This is a genomic window from Capnocytophaga sp. G2 (genome assembly GCF_035282625.1).
GTDB lineage: Bacteria > Bacteroidota > Bacteroidia > Flavobacteriales > Flavobacteriaceae > Capnocytophaga.
Map to the genome: position 1 here is coordinate 26,970 of NZ_JAYKBU010000005.1, position 15,497 is coordinate 42,466.

Here is a 15,497-nt window from a genome sequence, read left to right on the forward strand (position 1 = left end):
TTCAATAATTTATTTCTTTTGTAAAAAACTTTCAACAGCAAGCCGATAGCCTTCTATTCCAAAACCTATAATAATACCTTTAGCTACAGGGGAGATAAAAGAATGATGCCGAAAAGTCTCTCGTGCAAAAGTATTGGAAATATGCACTTCTACCACAGGGGTCGTAATGCTACGGATAGCGTCCTGCAAAGCTACTGAGGTATGGGTATAGGCTCCTGCATTGAGAATAATTCCCTCATAGGAAAAACCTACTTGATGAAGCTTATCTATAAGGGCTCCCTCATGGTTGGACTGAAAGAAAGAGAATTCTACTTCAGGATAATCCTTGCATAACCCTTGATAAAAATACTCAAAGGTGCCTTCTCCATATACGGAAGGTTCTCTTTTCCCTAACAGGTTAAGGTTGGGTCCATGAATAATGATAAGTTTCATCCTTCTTAGTCTTCATTAATATAGGGAAGTACTTCTTTGCCAATTTCTTCTAATACCTCATTCATAGGTCTGGAGCAGAACTTAGGAATGAAAATAGCATGACTTACTCCCATGAATTGTAAAGTCTGTAGTAGGTCAAGGAGATAACTGCGACCTAAGCGGAAGCCGAGTTCTATATTGATAGGTTCAGCATCAGGATTCTCTACAAGGTCAATATACAGAGGCTGTATATAAGGCTTATTAGGCTGGTTATGCTTTTTGAGGGTTTCTTTCCAGTTCTGGATGATATTCTTGGTATAGGCGAACTCTCGAGGATAATATATCCAACCATCTCCATGCTGGGCTATCCAGTCTAGATTAATACCTCCTGCATGCCCAGTGATGTACATAGGGATATTTCTGTTCAGCGGTTTAGGAATTACATCGGCTTCTCCTTGCAATTTTCCAAAGGGAGTATCATATTTTGGGAAATCTTCTTTCCAGAAAGTACGGATGGTCTCCATTTGTCGCATAAAATCTATGCTGCGATTCTCATAAGGCTTATTGAAGGCAGGGTACTCTATAGCACGGTCTCCAGAGGCTATTCCTAAGTGCAATCGGTTAGGGAAGAGGCAATCCACACTAGCGGCTGCTTTGGCAAAGTGGATAGGATGTCGTAAGGGAAGTACCATACTGGCGGTACCTATCTTAATATTCTTAGTGAGGGTTGCTATATGGGATAAGTATACCCAGGGGTCATATATTTGCCCAACATCTCGGAAATTGGGATCGAAGAGAGGTACATCTCTTACCCAGAGTGTATCAAAACCCAATTCTTCTGCTTGTAGAGCAAGACTGATTTGTTCCTCTTTGTTCATGCGAGGGATAGGTCCTTCAAAGGCTTCTATAGGGAAAAGTATTCCAAGGGAAAGTTTGTCTGTTGCTATCATATAAGTTGTGAGTTTTTAATTCTGAGTTCTTTACTTTTCTCTTAATATTGGGCAAAGGTACAATTTTTTCTTTAAAAATTGAAATTAAATATCAAAAACACGTTTAGCTACTTTGAAAGTATTTGTATGTGCTGTAAGGATGATGGATAATCTTGGAGAATAGCCTCCTCCCATACTACATTGTATAGGGATTTGTCTTTTTTTACATTGCTCAAATACGAGCTTATCACGCTCAGCACATCCTTCTATACTGAGATTCAGCTTTCCTAATTTGTCACTCTCTAACACATCCACCCCCGATTGGTAAAAGACAAAATCAGGCTGATGCTTCTCAAAGAGCTTAGTAAGTGCCTCCTTCAAGAGGGAAAGATATACTGTGTCGGTGGTTTTATCTTCCAATTCAATATCCATATCGGATTGTTCCTTAACAAAGGGATAGTTACCTTTGGCATGCATGGAAAAAGTAAAAACCTCAGGAGTATGTGAGAATATTTCTGCGGTACCATTTCCCTGATGTACATCTAGATCAATGATAAGAATACGCTTTGCCTTCCTATATTGGAGCAGATAAGCCGCTGCTATAGCCTGGTCATTAAGCATACAGAAACCTTCGCCTCGGTTGGAATAAGCATGGTGAGTACCCCCTGCTATGTTGAAGGCAATTCCATCCTCCAATGCATACAAGGCACCATCAATGGTTCCCTGTACTAAGGTGAGTTCTCTATCCACAAGCTGCTGGCTCTGTATAAAACCTATGTGAATACGGGTACGCTCATCAAGGGTTAATCCTATAAAATCCTTTACATATTGTGGACTATGTACAAGGGTAGCACTAGCAAAAGATACTTTCTTAGGAGAGAAGAAGTCCTGCTTCTGTACCACTCCTTCCCAGAGGAGTTGTTCGTGTAAAAGGGCATATTTCTCCATTGGGAAACGATGATTTTCAGGCACAGGATATGTATAGATAGGGTCAAATGCGATCATTTGTATAAAAAACGATTCTTTTTAAAGATAAAAAAACCGTCCCTTATGAGACGGTTTGTACGGTTACTTTTGTAGCTTATTCTCCTGCCTTTGGATCAGGACCGTAAGCATTTTCTCCTTTATCACCTTCTGTAAACATTAGGATAAGATTATAGATAGGAATGAGGATATACCACCAATCTTTTCCACAATCTTGCACCCTACGTACAGAAATAGCAATATTAGGAACTAAGATAGCAAGATATGCTAGCCCCATGATTCCTGAAAATATGCTTCCTAATGTCTGGGAGATGGCACCTAACATTCCTGCTAAAAAGCCAAGGATAAAGAAAATAATAAAAGTAAATAGGAAAAACATCCAATACTCTTTTCTTCTCGCCCTTCCCTTAAAGTCAGCATACTTTTTTGTAAGAATTTCTACAAAATACTTGTTAAATTGCTCCATGTTGTGTACTTTTTTACACCTACTCTATTAGCTTTTCGGTTTCCGCTTTTTTGACAGGCAAATTTAAGATAAATAAATGAATTAAACAAATATTATTATAAAAATTTATCATTCACCTGCTTTAGGGTCAGCACCGTAAGCATTTTCTCCTTTGTTACCTTCTGTAAACATAAGAATAAGGTTATAAATAGGGATAAGGATATACCACCAATCCTTCCCACAATCATGTACTCGACGCACAGAGATAGCAATACTAGGTAGAATGACAATTAGTATACAGATGCCTACCAATACCATAAAAATATCCCCTAAAGAAGGAGAGAGTCCTGATAGAATAATACCTAAAACATCTATTCCCACAAGAAGAATGACTGTGCATAAGGTAAACATCCAATACTCTTTTCTTCTGGCACGTCCGCGAAAGTCCGCAAATTTCTTTAAGCAGATCTCTACAAAATATTTATTTAAAAACTCCATAACAAAATAATTTTCTTGTTCTTTGGAATTTAATGGCACTGCAAAATTAGTAAAAATAGATAAAACATCCAACAAATTTTTATATTTTCGTATACATTATAGTCACTTAAATATAGCTAATTTTAGATGTTTTTCCTTTGAAAGGATTAATCCAGTAACTTGTGAAGCAATCAGTACCTTTCTCTTTCCAGATGAAAGGGAGTCTTATTTAAGAAATTCTTTTTAAGGTACTTCTACTGTATTGATAATCTTATTGATGATTTCTACAGAATTAATATTCTCAGCTTCTGCCTCATAGGTGATGCCTATACGGTGGCGTAGTACATCAAAGATTACGGCTCTCACATCCTCTGGTACCACATAGCCACGGCGGCGAATGAAGGCATGGCATTTAGCTGCAATCGCTAAATTGATACTTCCACGAGGAGAAGCCCCAAACTGTATCAGTCCCTTAAGGTCAGGGAGATTATATTTCTCAGGATAACGGGTAGCGAAGACAATATCAAGGATATATTTTTCTATCTTTTCATCCATATAAACCTCTCTGGCAGCCTGTTGGGCATGCAATATTTCTTCTAGGCTTACTACCTGATTTACGGGTTTTTGTTCTCCAGAAAGGTTATTGCGCATGATAAACTGTTCCTCGTCCAATTTGGGATAGTCTATAACAGCCTTAAGCATAAAACGGTCTACTTGTGCTTCAGGAAGAGGATAAGTACCTTCCTGTTCTACGGGGTTTTGTGTAGCCATTACAAGGAAAGGTTTATCAAGGACAAAGGTGGTATCGCCTATGGTTACTTGCTTCTCCTGCATTGCTTCAAGGAGGGCTGATTGTACTTTAGCAGGGGCACGGTTGATTTCGTCAGCAAGTACGAAGTTTGCAAAAATAGGTCCTTTTTTTATGGAGAATTCATTTTGCTTTATGTTATAAGTCATAGTACCTATTACATCGGCAGGGAGTAGGTCAGGGGTGAACTGGATTCTACTGAAGGAGCCATGCACCGCTTTGGCAAGAGTATTGATAGAAAGGGTTTTCGCAAGACCTGGCACCCCTTCTAAAAGGATGTGTCCTTGACCTAAAAGCCCTATAAGCAAGGTGTCTATCATGTGTTTTTGTCCGACAATTACTTTGGACATCTCTGAGCTAAGTGCTTCTATGAATACGCTTTCTCGCTCTATTTTTTCATTAATATGACTAATGTCAACACTCATAATCTCAAAATATTTGTTTGTATTTAAATCAGGTTGCTAAATTATTGTTTTTTTTTCAATTTAACTGTTAGTAAAAAGTGAAAAGTGGGAAAAGAAAAGTTATTTTTTCATTTTTTTGTTATTGAATATTTACTTTGATAACCGATTTGCTCTCAAAAGGAATCACTTTTCCTTTCTGATGAGAGAGATCCCCTTCTACTTCTGTTTCTCCTTTGAGGGTTTGTTCTGCAGAGGCTTTCTGTATCCATCGGGAAGAAGGGTCAAGCCAAATGTGAATGATAATTTCTCCATTCATAGTGAAGAAGACATATTGTCCCTGTTGGAGGATTACTTTTTCTTTGTTGGTTGCTATTTTTGCCTTTCCTTGAATATAAAGGGATTGTTCTGTTGCCTCCATAAGAGTGTATTGAGTTTTTATATTTACATTCATCTCTTTGGAGAGGAAGGAGGATATCTCCCAGCTATCTCCTACATGAACTCTTTGACGAGGTAGGACAGAGAGTACATTGGAGAGATTGGACTGTAAAGTGGTCTCTGAGAAGGCAGCTTCCAACTGAGCTTGTACTTGTTGTTTTTCAAAAGAGGTTAAGGGGGCATCCTTAGGTTGTTTCTTTTCGAGGTGCTTCATAGCACGTTCTATAAGAGGTTTTGTTTCCGAGAGTTTTACTATTTTTCCTTTAGTACTAAGTTCTCCCTTAAGGGGTTGCTTGCAAAGTTCTTTGGCTGCTTGGTTGGTATAATCAGGAATCTTTCCCAGTGGCATTACCTGGCCATTCACTTTTGTCTCCATCTGTAGGGAGGCTTGTTCATAGCGAAGGCTCATAGGGTAGATCATCTTATCTTCCCTACCCACTGTATAGCGTATGCGTACCTCACTACGAGCTTTTGTTTCTACTTGAGCCCCCTCAATTTCTTGTTTTGATGAGACTTCTGAGAGGATATTTTGGTAATATTTCTCCCTAGGATTGAGCGATAAGCTTAGGTCTATTGCTTGAGCATATCCTAAAAAAGGAAGAAAGAATAATAGATACTTCATAATAAAAGGCTTAATGATGAATTCCCTTATGAGGATTTATTTATTCAACAGAAAAATGAGCAGAATCCCTCCTACTATAATGCGATAATATCCCCATAGTGAGAAGCCATACTTCTTGATTAGGTTCACAAATCCCTTGATAGCAAGGATTGCCACAATATAAGCCACAATGTTGCCAATGAGGAACATGGAAAGCTTATCGGAGTTATCTGCAAGGAGCTGGTATCCCTTTAGAGATTCTCCACTTCCCTGATAATGCTTTAAGAATAAGGAATATACCGTTACAGCGAGCATCGTAGGTACTGCAAGGAAAAAGGAAAATTCTGCGGCAAGTTCCCGAGAGAGTTTCTGTTGCATACCTCCAATGATGGAAGCGGCTGACCTACTTGTGCCAGGCATCATAGCCAAGCACTGCCACAGACCAATAATGACCGCTTTCTTAATAGAGATATCCTTCTCATGTAATATAGTTGGGTGCTGAAAGAAACGATCTATAAAAAGTAGGACAATCCCCCCTACGATAAGCATTATAGCAATATATACAGGGGCTCCCATGACAGAATCTATATAATCATCAAGGAGCTTACCCAGTATTAAGGCAGGTAGTACGGCACAGATTAATTTCAAATAGAACTGCCATTTACTAAAGTCCAGAAACTTACGCCAGTAGAGGGTTACTACTGCCAAAATAGCTCCAAACTGTATACATAAGGCAAATATCTTGAAGAAATCGTCTTCGGGTAAGCCCATTAGCTCACGGGTAAAGATCATGTGAGCTGTGGAGGAAATAGGAAGGTACTCGGTGAGTCCCTCCACAATGGCAATGATAATCGCTTGTAGTAAGTCCATTAGCTTTCTTTTTCTTTGTCCGTATACAAAATGGCAAATATTTCTACTCCAAAGCCTAAGAGAACTAAGGCAGGAGCAAGGCTGATACGTCTGAAGCTAAAAATAGCAGGATTAAAGACTTTTGGGTCATCACTACCTCCTCCACTCATAGTGAGGAAGCCCACAGCTATAAGCCCCAAACCAAGGAGCATTAACAAGTAGTTTTTCTTCTTAAAAATCACTTTTTTAGTTTTTAAATTTGAATTCTAATTTTTACTTCTTTACATTCTCATTAGTAATAGAGTTCGTCTGTATGTAGGTTCAAGAAGCGTTGTGCAGCAAAATAAGTGCTGATCCAGCTGATGAATATTCCTATAATGAACAGTCCTCCGAATACGAGAATAAAATCGTTCGTACGAGTGAAGATATCCAGCTCAGGCCATGATTGATTTAGATAGTACAAGCATATTGTAAGGGCTATACATGCGAGTATAGCACTTAAGAGTCCTAACCATATATTGGTAATCACAAAAGGGCGACGAATGAAAGCTTTAGTAGCCCCTACCAGTTGCATAGTCTTGATAATAAACCGTTTGGAATATACGGAAAGCCGTATGGAGGAATTGATAAGGAGCATTGCTACAAAGGTAAAGATAATAGAAATGCTCAGTATAATTAGGCTAACATTCTGGATATTACTGTGTATCTTCTTCACGGAAGCCTTATCATAGTATACTTCTTTCACAGAAGCATTCTGTAGGATATTTTCTTTAATCTCTTCCATCTTCAGAGGATTTACATAATCGGCTTTTAGGTTTAGGTCGAAGGAATTTTGCAAGGGGTTATCTCCTATAACACTAATAAAATCCTCTCCTAATTCTTCACTGAAGGATTGGGCTGCTTCTTCTTTGGAAATAAAGCTTATCTTCTTAGTATATTCAGCTACAGAGAGCTCTTTCTGTAGTTGTTGTATATCTGCTTCTTTGGCAGTATCCTTTAGGAAAATGGACATACTTAAGTTCTCCTTGTAGTTATCGGTAAAGTTCTTGGCATTAATCATTAGAAATCCCAAAATACCCAAGAGAAATAATACCAGAGTAATACTCAGAGTAACAGAAAAATAGGAAGAGATAAGTTTCCTGCGATTATAACGTTCAGTTCGGGTATGCACTTTTTATGTATGTTTTGAAAATGAGTGTAAAAGTAGTAATTTTTACTTAGCTGGTATATACTCTCTGAAAAATACACAAAACTTTAACTTTTGTTAATTTTTTTTAAGATGAAGAGTGAGTGGGTGCGGTGTGTATATTTGTTTTTAAAATTTGTTTTTCTAAAAAATCATTCTTACTTTTGCAAGCCAAAGGCTCATCATGAGATCATCAACAATTCATCAATAATTCATGTTTCCTTTTTCAAAGTTTTTAGGGCTTTTTTCTGTAGTTAGGGGATATAATATTCTCATGATATGTATTGCCCAATACCTGACGGCTATCTTTATCCTCTCCAAGCGTCCGATAAGGCAAGTACTCTTTGACAGGCATCTTTTTGTTATTGTGCTAGCAGGAGCCTTAGCTGTGGCAGGAGGATATATTATTAATGCCTTTTATGATAAAGAGAAGGACTTGATTAATGAACCTACACGCGCTATGATTCAGCGCTTAGTAGGGCAGAATACCCAACTGACCCTCTACTTTATCCTTAACTTCCTTTCGGTGATTGTGGCAAGTTATGTATCCTTCCGTGCAGTACTTTTTTTTTCTATTTATATCTTTATGATGTGGTTCTACTCCCACCGATTGAAGAAAATAGTTTTGGTAGGTAATATTGTATCAGGAATACTCTCTATTATACCTTTCTTTGCTATCTTTGTTTATTATCATAATTTTCAAAAGATTATATTTGTACATGCTGCCTTCTTGTACTATCTACTTTTGGCAAAGGACTTTGTAAAAGACCTCCAGAATATCAAGGGGGACTTTGCTTTAGGCTATCATACCATTGCTACGGACTATGGGGAGAAGAGTTCCAAGCAGCTTATTTCAGTTCTTATAGGGCTTACTCTCATTTGCATTTACTTTCTCACCGCTTTTCCCGATACAGGAGCTATGAAGTATTATTTTATACTTGCGGCTATCCTGCTTATTAGTGTTTTTATCCCTATTCTTTGGAAGAGTAGGACGGAGGTACATTATGCCTTCTTAAGAAACTTGCTTAAGATTATTATAGTGGTAGGTGTTTTCTGTATTGTTCTTATAAGAAGATAATTATTTTGAGGATTTGTTCCTTTTGCTTTTCCATATCCAATAGAACTTATTTAGGAAGAAGCCCAAAGAGAAAAGTGCTATAAAGAAAAGAAATATCTGACTGAGTAGAAGGATGTTTAAAGGTTCACTTTTAGGTACATAGATAATTTGCCCACTGGCAGTCAAAGCGAGACCTAAAAGGGTTACAAAAATACTCATCAAAAAATGTACTTCCAATCGCAAGTCCCTCTCTGGAAGCGCCCATGCGATAGCTTTAGCTCCTGCTATGATAAAGAATAGAGTCATCCCTATAATAATGAAGGTTATTGTCTGGAAATCCACTCCGGAGAAGTAGAAAAAAGCCTGTGCAAGCCCATAGAATAGACAAGGGAAGATGAGTACACCAGGGAACCACCTTAACACCCGTGTCCATCGGCTTTCTCTATTTTGATAGTAATCCCTTAGCGCGACAAAGCAGAAAAGAATTCCTATGGCTGACTCTATAGTAACCAAAACCGCCATATCACTGAGAATTTTGATATTGGAGAGCATTTGATCAAGAGTTACTTGGGATTGTTCTGAGGCAAAATCATATACCCGCCAGAGGAACCCTCCTACAATCAATCCGAATAAGGTAACCTGCCACAGTTTCCAAAAACTGAGTTTGATAATGGAATTCAGCAGGATAAAAATAAGGAGTAAACTCACTAACATAATCACTATTTTTATTGGAGATATGCCACAGGAGCACCTTCAAAACTTACTTCTATATGTTCTTGTAAGGAGGTGGAAAGGGAGATGCCCTTAAAGTCCGCCTTAATAGGGAATTTCTTATGGTTACGATTCACCAAGACCGCCGTTTTGAGCTGTTTTAAAGGCACTTCCAAGAAATGCTTTACCCCATAAATGAGGGTAGCTCCTGTACTTAATACATCGTCCACCAATACCACAGACTGATGGGTATAAGCCTCCACAGGTAGAGAGGTAGTAACAGGGGCGAGTACATTGGTTTTATTCACAATGACCTTACATAGTTCTATAGGAATAGGACAGAAACTTTTAAGTTCTTGATAGAGCTTTTCTGCCAATATATAGCCATTCTTTTCAATCCCAGCAAGGATAAAATGTTCCTCGTGGATATTTGCTTCATATATTTGGTAAGCGATTCTACGGATTTTGTGAGCTATCTGCTCTTGATTTAGTATAATAGTCATAGTAAAGGGTTTGAGTAATTATTCATTCTCTAAGAACTGTTCAAGTTCTCGGCGGTCTTTCTTTGTAGGGCGACCTTCTCCTTTCTTTCGGTAATATTCTTGAGCTTGTTGTTGAGCCTGTGCTTGTTCAAAAGCCTCAGGGGGGGTGTTATCCGTTCGGTATAGGTCTACAAGTTTTGCTCCTACGCGTGATTCTGGGAGGTCATTCACTACAATTTCATAGGTAATTTGATCCTTGCGTATTTGTATCTTATCCTGAGGGAATACCTCTTTGGAGGCTTTAGCAGCTTCTCCATTGATGCGGATATGTCCTTTCTTGCAGGCTTCTGTGGCTATATTGCGTGTTTTGTAATAACGTACACACCATAAGTATTTGTCTATTCTCATTAAGTGTTATTATTTTAAAGTTTTTCTCTTGGACAGATTAGGGCTGAGTCCCAAAAAATCACCTTAACTTCCGTATGGGGCAGGAATCCTTAGAGTTACATAGAATGGAAGGGTAATGGTATTCCCAATAATGCCAGCATTTCTCCAGGTCTGTCTCAAAGTTAAGAATGTAGCTTTTTGACATAGAGGGGAATGGAGTTCGGTAGTCATTATAAGACCGTGTTAAGTATTTGATAATTAGCACATTGTAAAAATAATATTCATTTGTTTGAAAAAGCCATGCAAAAATACAAGAATTTTTCGTAACTTGCACCCAAATTTAAGTATTTATTTTTCAAAAGATGATAAAGAAAGCTATGTTATTGCTTGCCCTTGCCATGGTAAGCCTATTTTCCTGTAAGAAAAGCGGGGATGATGGTAATAAGTTACGCGAGATGTCCGAGGTGATTCCTGAAAATGACCGAGATATCCAACGTTATCTCAAAACACATTTTTGTGAATTAGATAGCCAAAAGAATTTCGTATTGGATACTATCGCTAAGGCGAATGCAGGGAAAACTTCTCTTTGGAATAATCCCAACCTAAAGAAGAAGGTACTTAAAGTACCTGACCAGCATGGGAATTATATAGAGAATACTATGTACTATCTTATTCTTCAGGAAGGAGTAGGGGAACAGGCAACGATAGCAGACCATTCGTATGTGTTATATAATGGGCTTACTCTTAAGAATAAATCCTTTGATAATTCTATGCAGTTCTCTCAGAGGAATTGGATGGACTTATTAGGTACTCGTGCGAGTGCTTATGTAGGGGGAACCATCATAGGTTTTCGTGAAGCGGTGGCTACCCTCAAGGCTTCTTCCACAGGGAAAGCTATTCCACAGGGGGATGGTACTTTAGTGGCTCCCACCGATGGAGGGATGGGAATTTTCTTTATGCCTTCTGGAATAGGTTATTTCTCCGGTTCTTCGGGAGTTGCTGCCTATTCACCTTTAATTTTTGAGATAAAGCTCATCAAGACAGAAAGATATGATCATGATGGAGATGGTATCCCTTCCATTGATGAAATCCGACACCATGAGGACGGAACTATTACTTTCCCTGATTGTAATGGGAATGGTACGGCTGATTATCTGGATGACAACAAATGTTAGTATATGCTTGTCCTCTATGATAACTACTGCCCCAAATGTACTCGTTTTGCTTCGTGGATAAGGCGATGGGACTGGCTTAGATGGGTGGAACTAAAACCTCTTAGAGATACCTCTATTACAGACCCTTGTTTTGATCTCTCTTTAGCCCAGAAGCAATTGGCTTCCTTAGTTGGCAAATGGCGTTATGGTTATGATACCCTTTGTAGGATTGCCTTACGCTTACCGATTCTTTGGCTTTTCCTGCCCTTGTTCTTCTTAGGGAAGGTTACAGGAGTAGGGGACTATCTCTATAAGCAAATAGCTATAAGAAGGACTGTGCTGCATTGTGATGCGAGACATTGTAAAGTATAATTCCGATATAAAAAATTAGTATAATGAAGAAATTACTCCCTAATTTCATTACCCTTTTGAATCTTTTTTGTGGTATTATTGCCCTGCGTTATGCTATTTCCCAAGCCTTTGATTGGGCATTGTATTGGTTCTTCTTAGGGATTGTTTTTGACTTTTTTGACGGCTTTGTGGCACGTTGGCTTAGGGTTTCCTCTCCTTTAGGATTGCAACTGGATTCTCTTGCCGATTTGGTTACTTCAGGCTTGGTGCCTGGGCAGGTAATGTATTGGCTTATTAGCTATGATACAGCACCTTACGGAGATATAGTCCATTTTTACGTGCCTTTTGTAGGCTATCTGATAACGCTGGCTTCAGCGTATCGCTTGGCTCGGTTTAACTTGGATACTCGCCAGAGCGAATCTTTCATAGGCTTGCCAACTCCTGCTAATGCGCTCTTTATCATTTCTTTGGGATTTATTGTCAAAGAAGCTATTTATATAAAGGCACTTCCGCTTTGGGGGACGCTTCTAATAACAGTGTTAAGTTGCTATTTGCTCAATAGTAATCTTTCTCTCTTCTCTCTGAAATTCAAGGATTTTTCCTTAAGAAAGAATGCCCTTAAATATTTTTTCTTGCTCCTATCCTTGCTCCTATTGATTTGTTTGAGGGAAGCGGGTTTTGCACTTATCATTTTGGCATACATATTGCTTTCTCTTTTAAGTAATATTTTTAAAAGAAAAGAAAAATGAGAATAATAACCATAGTTTGCTTGCTTCTTACACAGGGGCTTTTTGCTCAAGAGGCAGGGAAAATAGGAAAGTTGCTTCGTAATGAAGCGAAAGCATCTGATATTAATTCGGTTCATATTCAGTTAGATATACAAGGAGGGGAGTATAAGCGCCCTAACTTACAACAGTATAGGACTTCCCCTGGACAATATCAATGGAATCCTGCTCCTTATGGCTATTCTGAAGTATTTTTGCGTATTCCTGATAATGGTTATTTCACAGTAACTTTAGCAGACCAGCAAATAAGTGGTTATACAGGGAAGTTTCGCTTCTTTGATGTGCGTTCAGGAGCGGTACCTCTTTCTATCTATCTAAATGGATTCTTAGTATACCAAACTACCCTAATGGCTCAGCAAAATAGCCGTACAGTATTGGATTATTTTGTACAGTATGGCTTGTATGAACTTGCCGTATACCCTATTGAAAAACAATGGTATGGAGGGGATTGGAATGATATTTGGAATAACCCTTATCAAGCAGGACATTCTATAGGAGGGAATCCTCACCTGCAGGTGATGCCCGATGATGTGTACGCTAATTTCTACAGAGCGCTTAGTAAGTTTCACTTTGATAGTGACCGAACTGCTTTCATTAATCAACAGCGCAATACTGCATATACCTGTGCTCAGATAAAACCTATTCTTGCCTTATATAGCTTTGATAAGCTACAAATGGCAAAACATCTTTACACACTTTGTGCGGATAAGGGCAATTTCTTTACTGTTTATGATGTTTTTAACTTTGATTCCGACCGTAATGCACTTATGGACTTTGTGGCTAAATATAGAGAGTAGTCGAATGGATTTAGAGGGTATAGAATTAGCAGGCTCTGGGTATTATACCCTATTATAGAAGAGAAATGAGTGCGTGAGAGGTGGGTAGTTTTGATTTTCCAAGATAAAGAGAGAGACTGTCCGAAAAGGACAGCCTCTTTGTAACTCAAGTAAATATTATTTTGCTTCTTCTTTTTCAAGCATTTTTTCAGGGAGGATATAATGATATTCATATGTAGCATTCATATACTCCTCTAAGGGTTTCCATTCCTTATCATTGAGGAAAGCCTGATTGATACTAGGTGCTGAACAACAGCCAGGGATAGAATAGTACTTTCCTTTAAAGGTAAGAGCAATAGGCTTATTATTTGGAATCTCTAAAGAGAATTTAATGATACGATCTCCAAAAGTTCTATCCATATCATGCAAAACATTAAAAGAGAAAATTACATACCCGTCCTTTTTAAAATATTTTATTTTATACTCCTTTCCGTCCTTTTTAAAGTTATAAACTATATTAGCTTTCACTTTCCCTTCAGAAGTTTCTTCATAAATGGCTACTTTTTCTAATAAATCCTCAGGAATTAAGTTCTCCTTTATTTGAAGTTTTACCAATAAATTAGGAGTATTACAGCAAAGGAGAAACTCTTCTTCTTTGTGATTATCCTTGCGACATGCAGAAAACATTAGCAAGGCAATGAGTAAATATACTATTTTTTTCATAATTCTATTTATTAATAAATGTTAGTTATAACTTTTATATCATAAGGAAACCTATCCATTTTAGGATAATTTCCAAAAGCTTTCTTTGAATTACTATGAGTAAGTTCAGGGCGATACCACAAATTGGAACCACTACCCCAGCCTAAATTATGATGTATTAAAGAAACATACACATAACTTTTGTATATTTTTTCCCTACACTCTACATAAATAACTTCTTTCCAGCTTGCTCTATATTTTTTATACCCATCAATAACCCAAGCGTGTCCCTCACGAGTTCTATCATATCTTGGTTTATCAACAGCGGATATATACACAGGTCTATTAGCCAAAAGGTTTTTTTCTATATCGTATTTATCAGAAAGTATAGCATTCGCATATCCTAATTTTTTAAAGGTACTCAATGCATTTTCATCTGAAGCTCCACTTCTATCACAAGTATAATTAATACTCAAAAACTCTTTATTTCCTAAATCGGCTAATAAATGTTGAATATCTTCTCTTCCTTGTAAGCTAACGAAGTTTATGGAAGGGCTTGCAGTCATTTCATCCCAGTGCATTAGTCTGCCATTGAAAACAGCTGGTTTTTTATGATAAGCCATAATTTGTCCTACGGCTACAGCCACACAACCTACGGGGGTTCTTCCCGAACTGCAATTATTATTTTTAACAATTGAGTTATAACCTCCTATTTGATCCCATTCAGTTTTAAGCAAAACATTTGTTTCATTAACAAGTTCCCAATCATCATAAAAAACCTCATAGTCAGTTCCTTGGATACAATCAGGATCATCAGGGTCAAAACTTACACTTCTTGCTATGTTTGACTTTAATTTTCCCTTTTCATCAAAGTATTTCTTAAAAAGCCTTTCTTTTTCCTGTTTGGGCAAATCTTTGGTAAAAGATTCCAAGGCTTCCTGTGCTAATTTATCTTTCCTTTCTTCAAAAAGAGAGCGATTGAGGTCTATATATTGCAAGAGTTGTTCGTAAAGAATCTTTTGTATAGGATTTGAAGTATTTTCCTCCCAGTGTCCTTTGTCGCTATAGGCAAATATTCCTGGTATGCGTTTATCAGCTGACGTAAGGACAAAACCCTTGCTATTTTTGAAGTTTACTATGTACAAATCGTTTTGTTCTGAGGTAACTGCTCTACAGAAAGTACTATAATTAGAAGTATTCTTTACCGTCATAATACTTTCAACCTCAAGGGCATCTTCCTTAGAAAACAGGCTAACACCCTGTTTTTTTTCTATGCTTTGTGTTTGCTGAGCAAATTTTAGAGCTAAGTCCTGGGCTTCTTTTTCAGAGATATAGTAGTTTTCAGTCAGTGCAACCCATTTAAGAGAGGGATCATCAGGGGCATTTATCAGCCCTACTTCCTCTTTAGGAGTAGGCTTAAGAGGGGGAGGTATTTCCTCGCTTTCTCGTTGGCAAGCAATTAAAGCCATTGCGGTTGCCCAAAATAAAATCATTTTTTTCATTTTATATTATTTTATTGGGTTGTTCAGTTACTGTTAGCAGTACTGCTAAAATACGTTTTTT

At 37.8% G+C, this 15,497-nt stretch carries 20 protein-coding genes; 5 read left to right on the forward strand and 15 right to left on the reverse strand.

What is annotated here, in order from left to right; translation table 11 throughout:
• Window positions 1–9 precede the first annotated feature (9 nt).
• The 10 genes from aroQ to VJJ03_RS04155 form a co-directional block, all read right to left on the reverse strand.
• A complete protein-coding gene (gene aroQ, locus VJJ03_RS04110; RefSeq protein ID WP_009744986.1) occupies window positions 10–432 on the reverse strand; it encodes a type II 3-dehydroquinate dehydratase in 423 nt (140 codons plus the stop codon).
• 5 nt (window positions 433–437) lie between these two features.
• A complete protein-coding gene (locus VJJ03_RS04115; protein WP_009744987.1) occupies window positions 438–1,361 on the reverse strand; it encodes an LLM class oxidoreductase in 924 nt (307 codons plus the stop codon).
• Between the two features lie 84 nt (window positions 1,362–1,445).
• Window positions 1,446–2,345 carry a histone deacetylase gene (locus tag VJJ03_RS04120; protein ID WP_009744988.1) on the reverse strand — a complete coding sequence of 300 codons (900 nt, stop codon included), beginning with the start codon at window positions 2,343–2,345 and terminating at the stop codon, window positions 1,446–1,448.
• Window positions 2,346–2,421: 76 nt separating this feature from the next.
• Window positions 2,422–2,790 carry a DUF805 domain-containing protein gene (locus VJJ03_RS04125; RefSeq protein ID WP_009744989.1) on the reverse strand — a complete coding sequence of 123 codons (369 nt, stop codon included), beginning with the start codon at window positions 2,788–2,790 and terminating at the stop codon, window positions 2,422–2,424.
• 108 nt (window positions 2,791–2,898) lie between these two features.
• Entirely contained in the window at window positions 2,899–3,267 is a 369-nt protein-coding gene (locus VJJ03_RS04130; protein ID WP_040358196.1) for a DUF805 domain-containing protein, read from the reverse strand.
• A 222-nt stretch (window positions 3,268–3,489) separates the two neighbouring features.
• The gene (locus VJJ03_RS04135) at window positions 3,490–4,479 is read right to left on the reverse strand and encodes a MoxR family ATPase (protein ID WP_323974002.1); all 990 of its coding nucleotides are present in this window, start codon (window positions 4,477–4,479) and stop codon (window positions 3,490–3,492) included.
• Between the two features lie 118 nt (window positions 4,480–4,597).
• On the reverse strand, window positions 4,598–5,515 hold the full coding sequence (locus VJJ03_RS04140) for a DUF6263 family protein (protein ID WP_323974004.1): 918 nt from the start codon (window positions 5,513–5,515) through the stop codon (window positions 4,598–4,600).
• Window positions 5,516–5,551: 36 nt separating this feature from the next.
• The gene (locus VJJ03_RS04145) at window positions 5,552–6,364 is read right to left on the reverse strand and encodes an undecaprenyl-diphosphate phosphatase (RefSeq protein WP_009744994.1); all 813 of its coding nucleotides are present in this window, start codon (window positions 6,362–6,364) and stop codon (window positions 5,552–5,554) included.
• Window positions 6,364–6,585, reverse strand: a complete 222-nt coding sequence (locus tag VJJ03_RS04150) for a DUF3098 domain-containing protein (RefSeq protein ID WP_040357935.1) — start codon at window positions 6,583–6,585, stop codon at window positions 6,364–6,366. The genes VJJ03_RS04145 and VJJ03_RS04150 overlap by 1 nt, the downstream gene beginning before the upstream one ends.
• A gap of 50 nt (window positions 6,586–6,635) precedes the next feature.
• Window positions 6,636–7,514, reverse strand: a complete 879-nt coding sequence (locus VJJ03_RS04155) for a cell division protein FtsX (protein WP_009744996.1) — start codon at window positions 7,512–7,514, stop codon at window positions 6,636–6,638.
• Between the two features lie 229 nt (window positions 7,515–7,743).
• Between VJJ03_RS04155 and VJJ03_RS04160 the strand changes: the two genes are divergently transcribed.
• Window positions 7,744–8,607, forward strand: coding sequence for a geranylgeranylglycerol-phosphate geranylgeranyltransferase (locus VJJ03_RS04160; protein ID WP_009744997.1), 864 nt, complete (start codon window positions 7,744–7,746; stop codon window positions 8,605–8,607).
• On the opposite strand, the gene VJJ03_RS04165 is transcribed toward VJJ03_RS04160, so the two are convergent.
• From VJJ03_RS04165 to VJJ03_RS04175, 3 genes are read right to left on the reverse strand one after another with little or no spacing between them, the layout of a single operon-like run.
• A complete protein-coding gene (locus tag VJJ03_RS04165) occupies window positions 8,608–9,300 on the reverse strand; it encodes a hypothetical protein (RefSeq protein ID WP_323974007.1) in 693 nt (230 codons plus the stop codon). It lies immediately after the preceding gene.
• A gap of 11 nt (window positions 9,301–9,311) precedes the next feature.
• Window positions 9,312–9,800 carry a phosphoribosyltransferase family protein gene (locus VJJ03_RS04170; RefSeq protein WP_009744999.1) on the reverse strand — a complete coding sequence of 163 codons (489 nt, stop codon included), beginning with the start codon at window positions 9,798–9,800 and terminating at the stop codon, window positions 9,312–9,314.
• 18 nt (window positions 9,801–9,818) lie between these two features.
• Window positions 9,819–10,187 (reverse strand): RNA-binding S4 domain-containing protein, encoded by a 369-nt coding sequence (locus VJJ03_RS04175; RefSeq protein WP_009745000.1) that lies wholly within the window; start codon window positions 10,185–10,187, stop codon window positions 9,819–9,821.
• 341 nt (window positions 10,188–10,528) lie between these two features.
• Here VJJ03_RS04175 and VJJ03_RS04180 point away from each other — a divergent pair, with 341 nt between their 5' ends.
• The 4 genes from VJJ03_RS04180 to VJJ03_RS04195 are packed head-to-tail and all read left to right on the forward strand — an operon-like array spanning window position 10,529 to window position 13,253.
• Complete coding sequence (locus VJJ03_RS04180; RefSeq protein WP_009745001.1) at window positions 10,529–11,341, forward strand: FKBP-type peptidyl-prolyl cis-trans isomerase; 813 nt, start codon at window positions 10,529–10,531, stop codon at window positions 11,339–11,341.
• A 3-nt stretch (window positions 11,342–11,344) separates the two neighbouring features.
• The gene (locus VJJ03_RS04185; RefSeq protein WP_323974009.1) at window positions 11,345–11,692 is read left to right on the forward strand and encodes a DCC1-like thiol-disulfide oxidoreductase family protein; all 348 of its coding nucleotides are present in this window, start codon (window positions 11,345–11,347) and stop codon (window positions 11,690–11,692) included.
• A gap of 23 nt (window positions 11,693–11,715) precedes the next feature.
• Window positions 11,716–12,420, forward strand: a complete 705-nt coding sequence (locus VJJ03_RS04190) for a CDP-alcohol phosphatidyltransferase family protein (RefSeq protein WP_323974011.1) — start codon at window positions 11,716–11,718, stop codon at window positions 12,418–12,420.
• Complete coding sequence (locus VJJ03_RS04195; protein ID WP_009745004.1) at window positions 12,417–13,253, forward strand: DUF4476 domain-containing protein; 837 nt, start codon at window positions 12,417–12,419, stop codon at window positions 13,251–13,253. Before VJJ03_RS04190 ends, VJJ03_RS04195 begins: the two co-directional genes overlap by 4 nt.
• A 156-nt stretch (window positions 13,254–13,409) precedes the next feature.
• Here VJJ03_RS04195 and VJJ03_RS04200 read toward each other — a convergent pair whose 3' ends face one another.
• Window positions 13,410–13,955 carry a hypothetical protein gene (locus VJJ03_RS04200; protein ID WP_323974014.1) on the reverse strand — a complete coding sequence of 182 codons (546 nt, stop codon included), beginning with the start codon at window positions 13,953–13,955 and terminating at the stop codon, window positions 13,410–13,412.
• Between the two features lie 11 nt (window positions 13,956–13,966).
• Window positions 13,967–15,436 (reverse strand): C10 family peptidase, encoded by a 1,470-nt coding sequence (locus VJJ03_RS04205; protein ID WP_323974016.1) that lies wholly within the window; start codon window positions 15,434–15,436, stop codon window positions 13,967–13,969.
• Window positions 15,437–15,497: the final 61 nt, after the last annotated feature.

Coding starts and splice junctions, on each gene's coding strand:
- aroQ (WP_009744986.1), bottom strand. CDS start 432: ATGAAACTTATCATTATTCATGGACCCAACCTTAACCTGTTAGGGAAA.
- VJJ03_RS04115 (WP_009744987.1), bottom strand. CDS start 1,361: ATGATAGCAACAGACAAACTTTCCCTTGGAATACTTTTCCCTATAGAA.
- VJJ03_RS04120 (WP_009744988.1), bottom strand. CDS start 2,345: ATGATCGCATTTGACCCTATCTATACATATCCTGTGCCTGAAAATCAT.
- VJJ03_RS04125 (WP_009744989.1), bottom strand. CDS start 2,790: ATGGAGCAATTTAACAAGTATTTTGTAGAAATTCTTACAAAAAAGTAT.
- VJJ03_RS04130 (WP_040358196.1), bottom strand. CDS start 3,267: ATGGAGTTTTTAAATAAATATTTTGTAGAGATCTGCTTAAAGAAATTT.
- VJJ03_RS04135 (WP_323974002.1), bottom strand. CDS start 4,479: ATGAGTGTTGACATTAGTCATATTAATGAAAAAATAGAGCGAGAAAGC.
- VJJ03_RS04140 (WP_323974004.1), bottom strand. CDS start 5,515: ATGAAGTATCTATTATTCTTTCTTCCTTTTTTAGGATATGCTCAAGCA.
- VJJ03_RS04145 (WP_009744994.1), bottom strand. CDS start 6,364: ATGGACTTACTACAAGCGATTATCATTGCCATTGTGGAGGGACTCACC.
- VJJ03_RS04160 (WP_009744997.1), top strand. CDS start 7,744: ATGTTTCCTTTTTCAAAGTTTTTAGGGCTTTTTTCTGTAGTTAGGGGA.
- VJJ03_RS04165 (WP_323974007.1), bottom strand. CDS start 9,300: ATGTTAGTGAGTTTACTCCTTATTTTTATCCTGCTGAATTCCATTATC.
- VJJ03_RS04170 (WP_009744999.1), bottom strand. CDS start 9,800: ATGACTATTATACTAAATCAAGAGCAGATAGCTCACAAAATCCGTAGA.
- VJJ03_RS04175 (WP_009745000.1), bottom strand. CDS start 10,187: ATGAGAATAGACAAATACTTATGGTGTGTACGTTATTACAAAACACGC.
- VJJ03_RS04180 (WP_009745001.1), top strand. CDS start 10,529: ATGATAAAGAAAGCTATGTTATTGCTTGCCCTTGCCATGGTAAGCCTA.
- VJJ03_RS04185 (WP_323974009.1), top strand. CDS start 11,345: ATGCTTGTCCTCTATGATAACTACTGCCCCAAATGTACTCGTTTTGCT.
- VJJ03_RS04190 (WP_323974011.1), top strand. CDS start 11,716: ATGAAGAAATTACTCCCTAATTTCATTACCCTTTTGAATCTTTTTTGT.
- VJJ03_RS04195 (WP_009745004.1), top strand. CDS start 12,417: ATGAGAATAATAACCATAGTTTGCTTGCTTCTTACACAGGGGCTTTTT.
- VJJ03_RS04200 (WP_323974014.1), bottom strand. CDS start 13,955: ATGAAAAAAATAGTATATTTACTCATTGCCTTGCTAATGTTTTCTGCA.
- VJJ03_RS04205 (WP_323974016.1), bottom strand. CDS start 15,436: ATGAAAAAAATGATTTTATTTTGGGCAACCGCAATGGCTTTAATTGCT.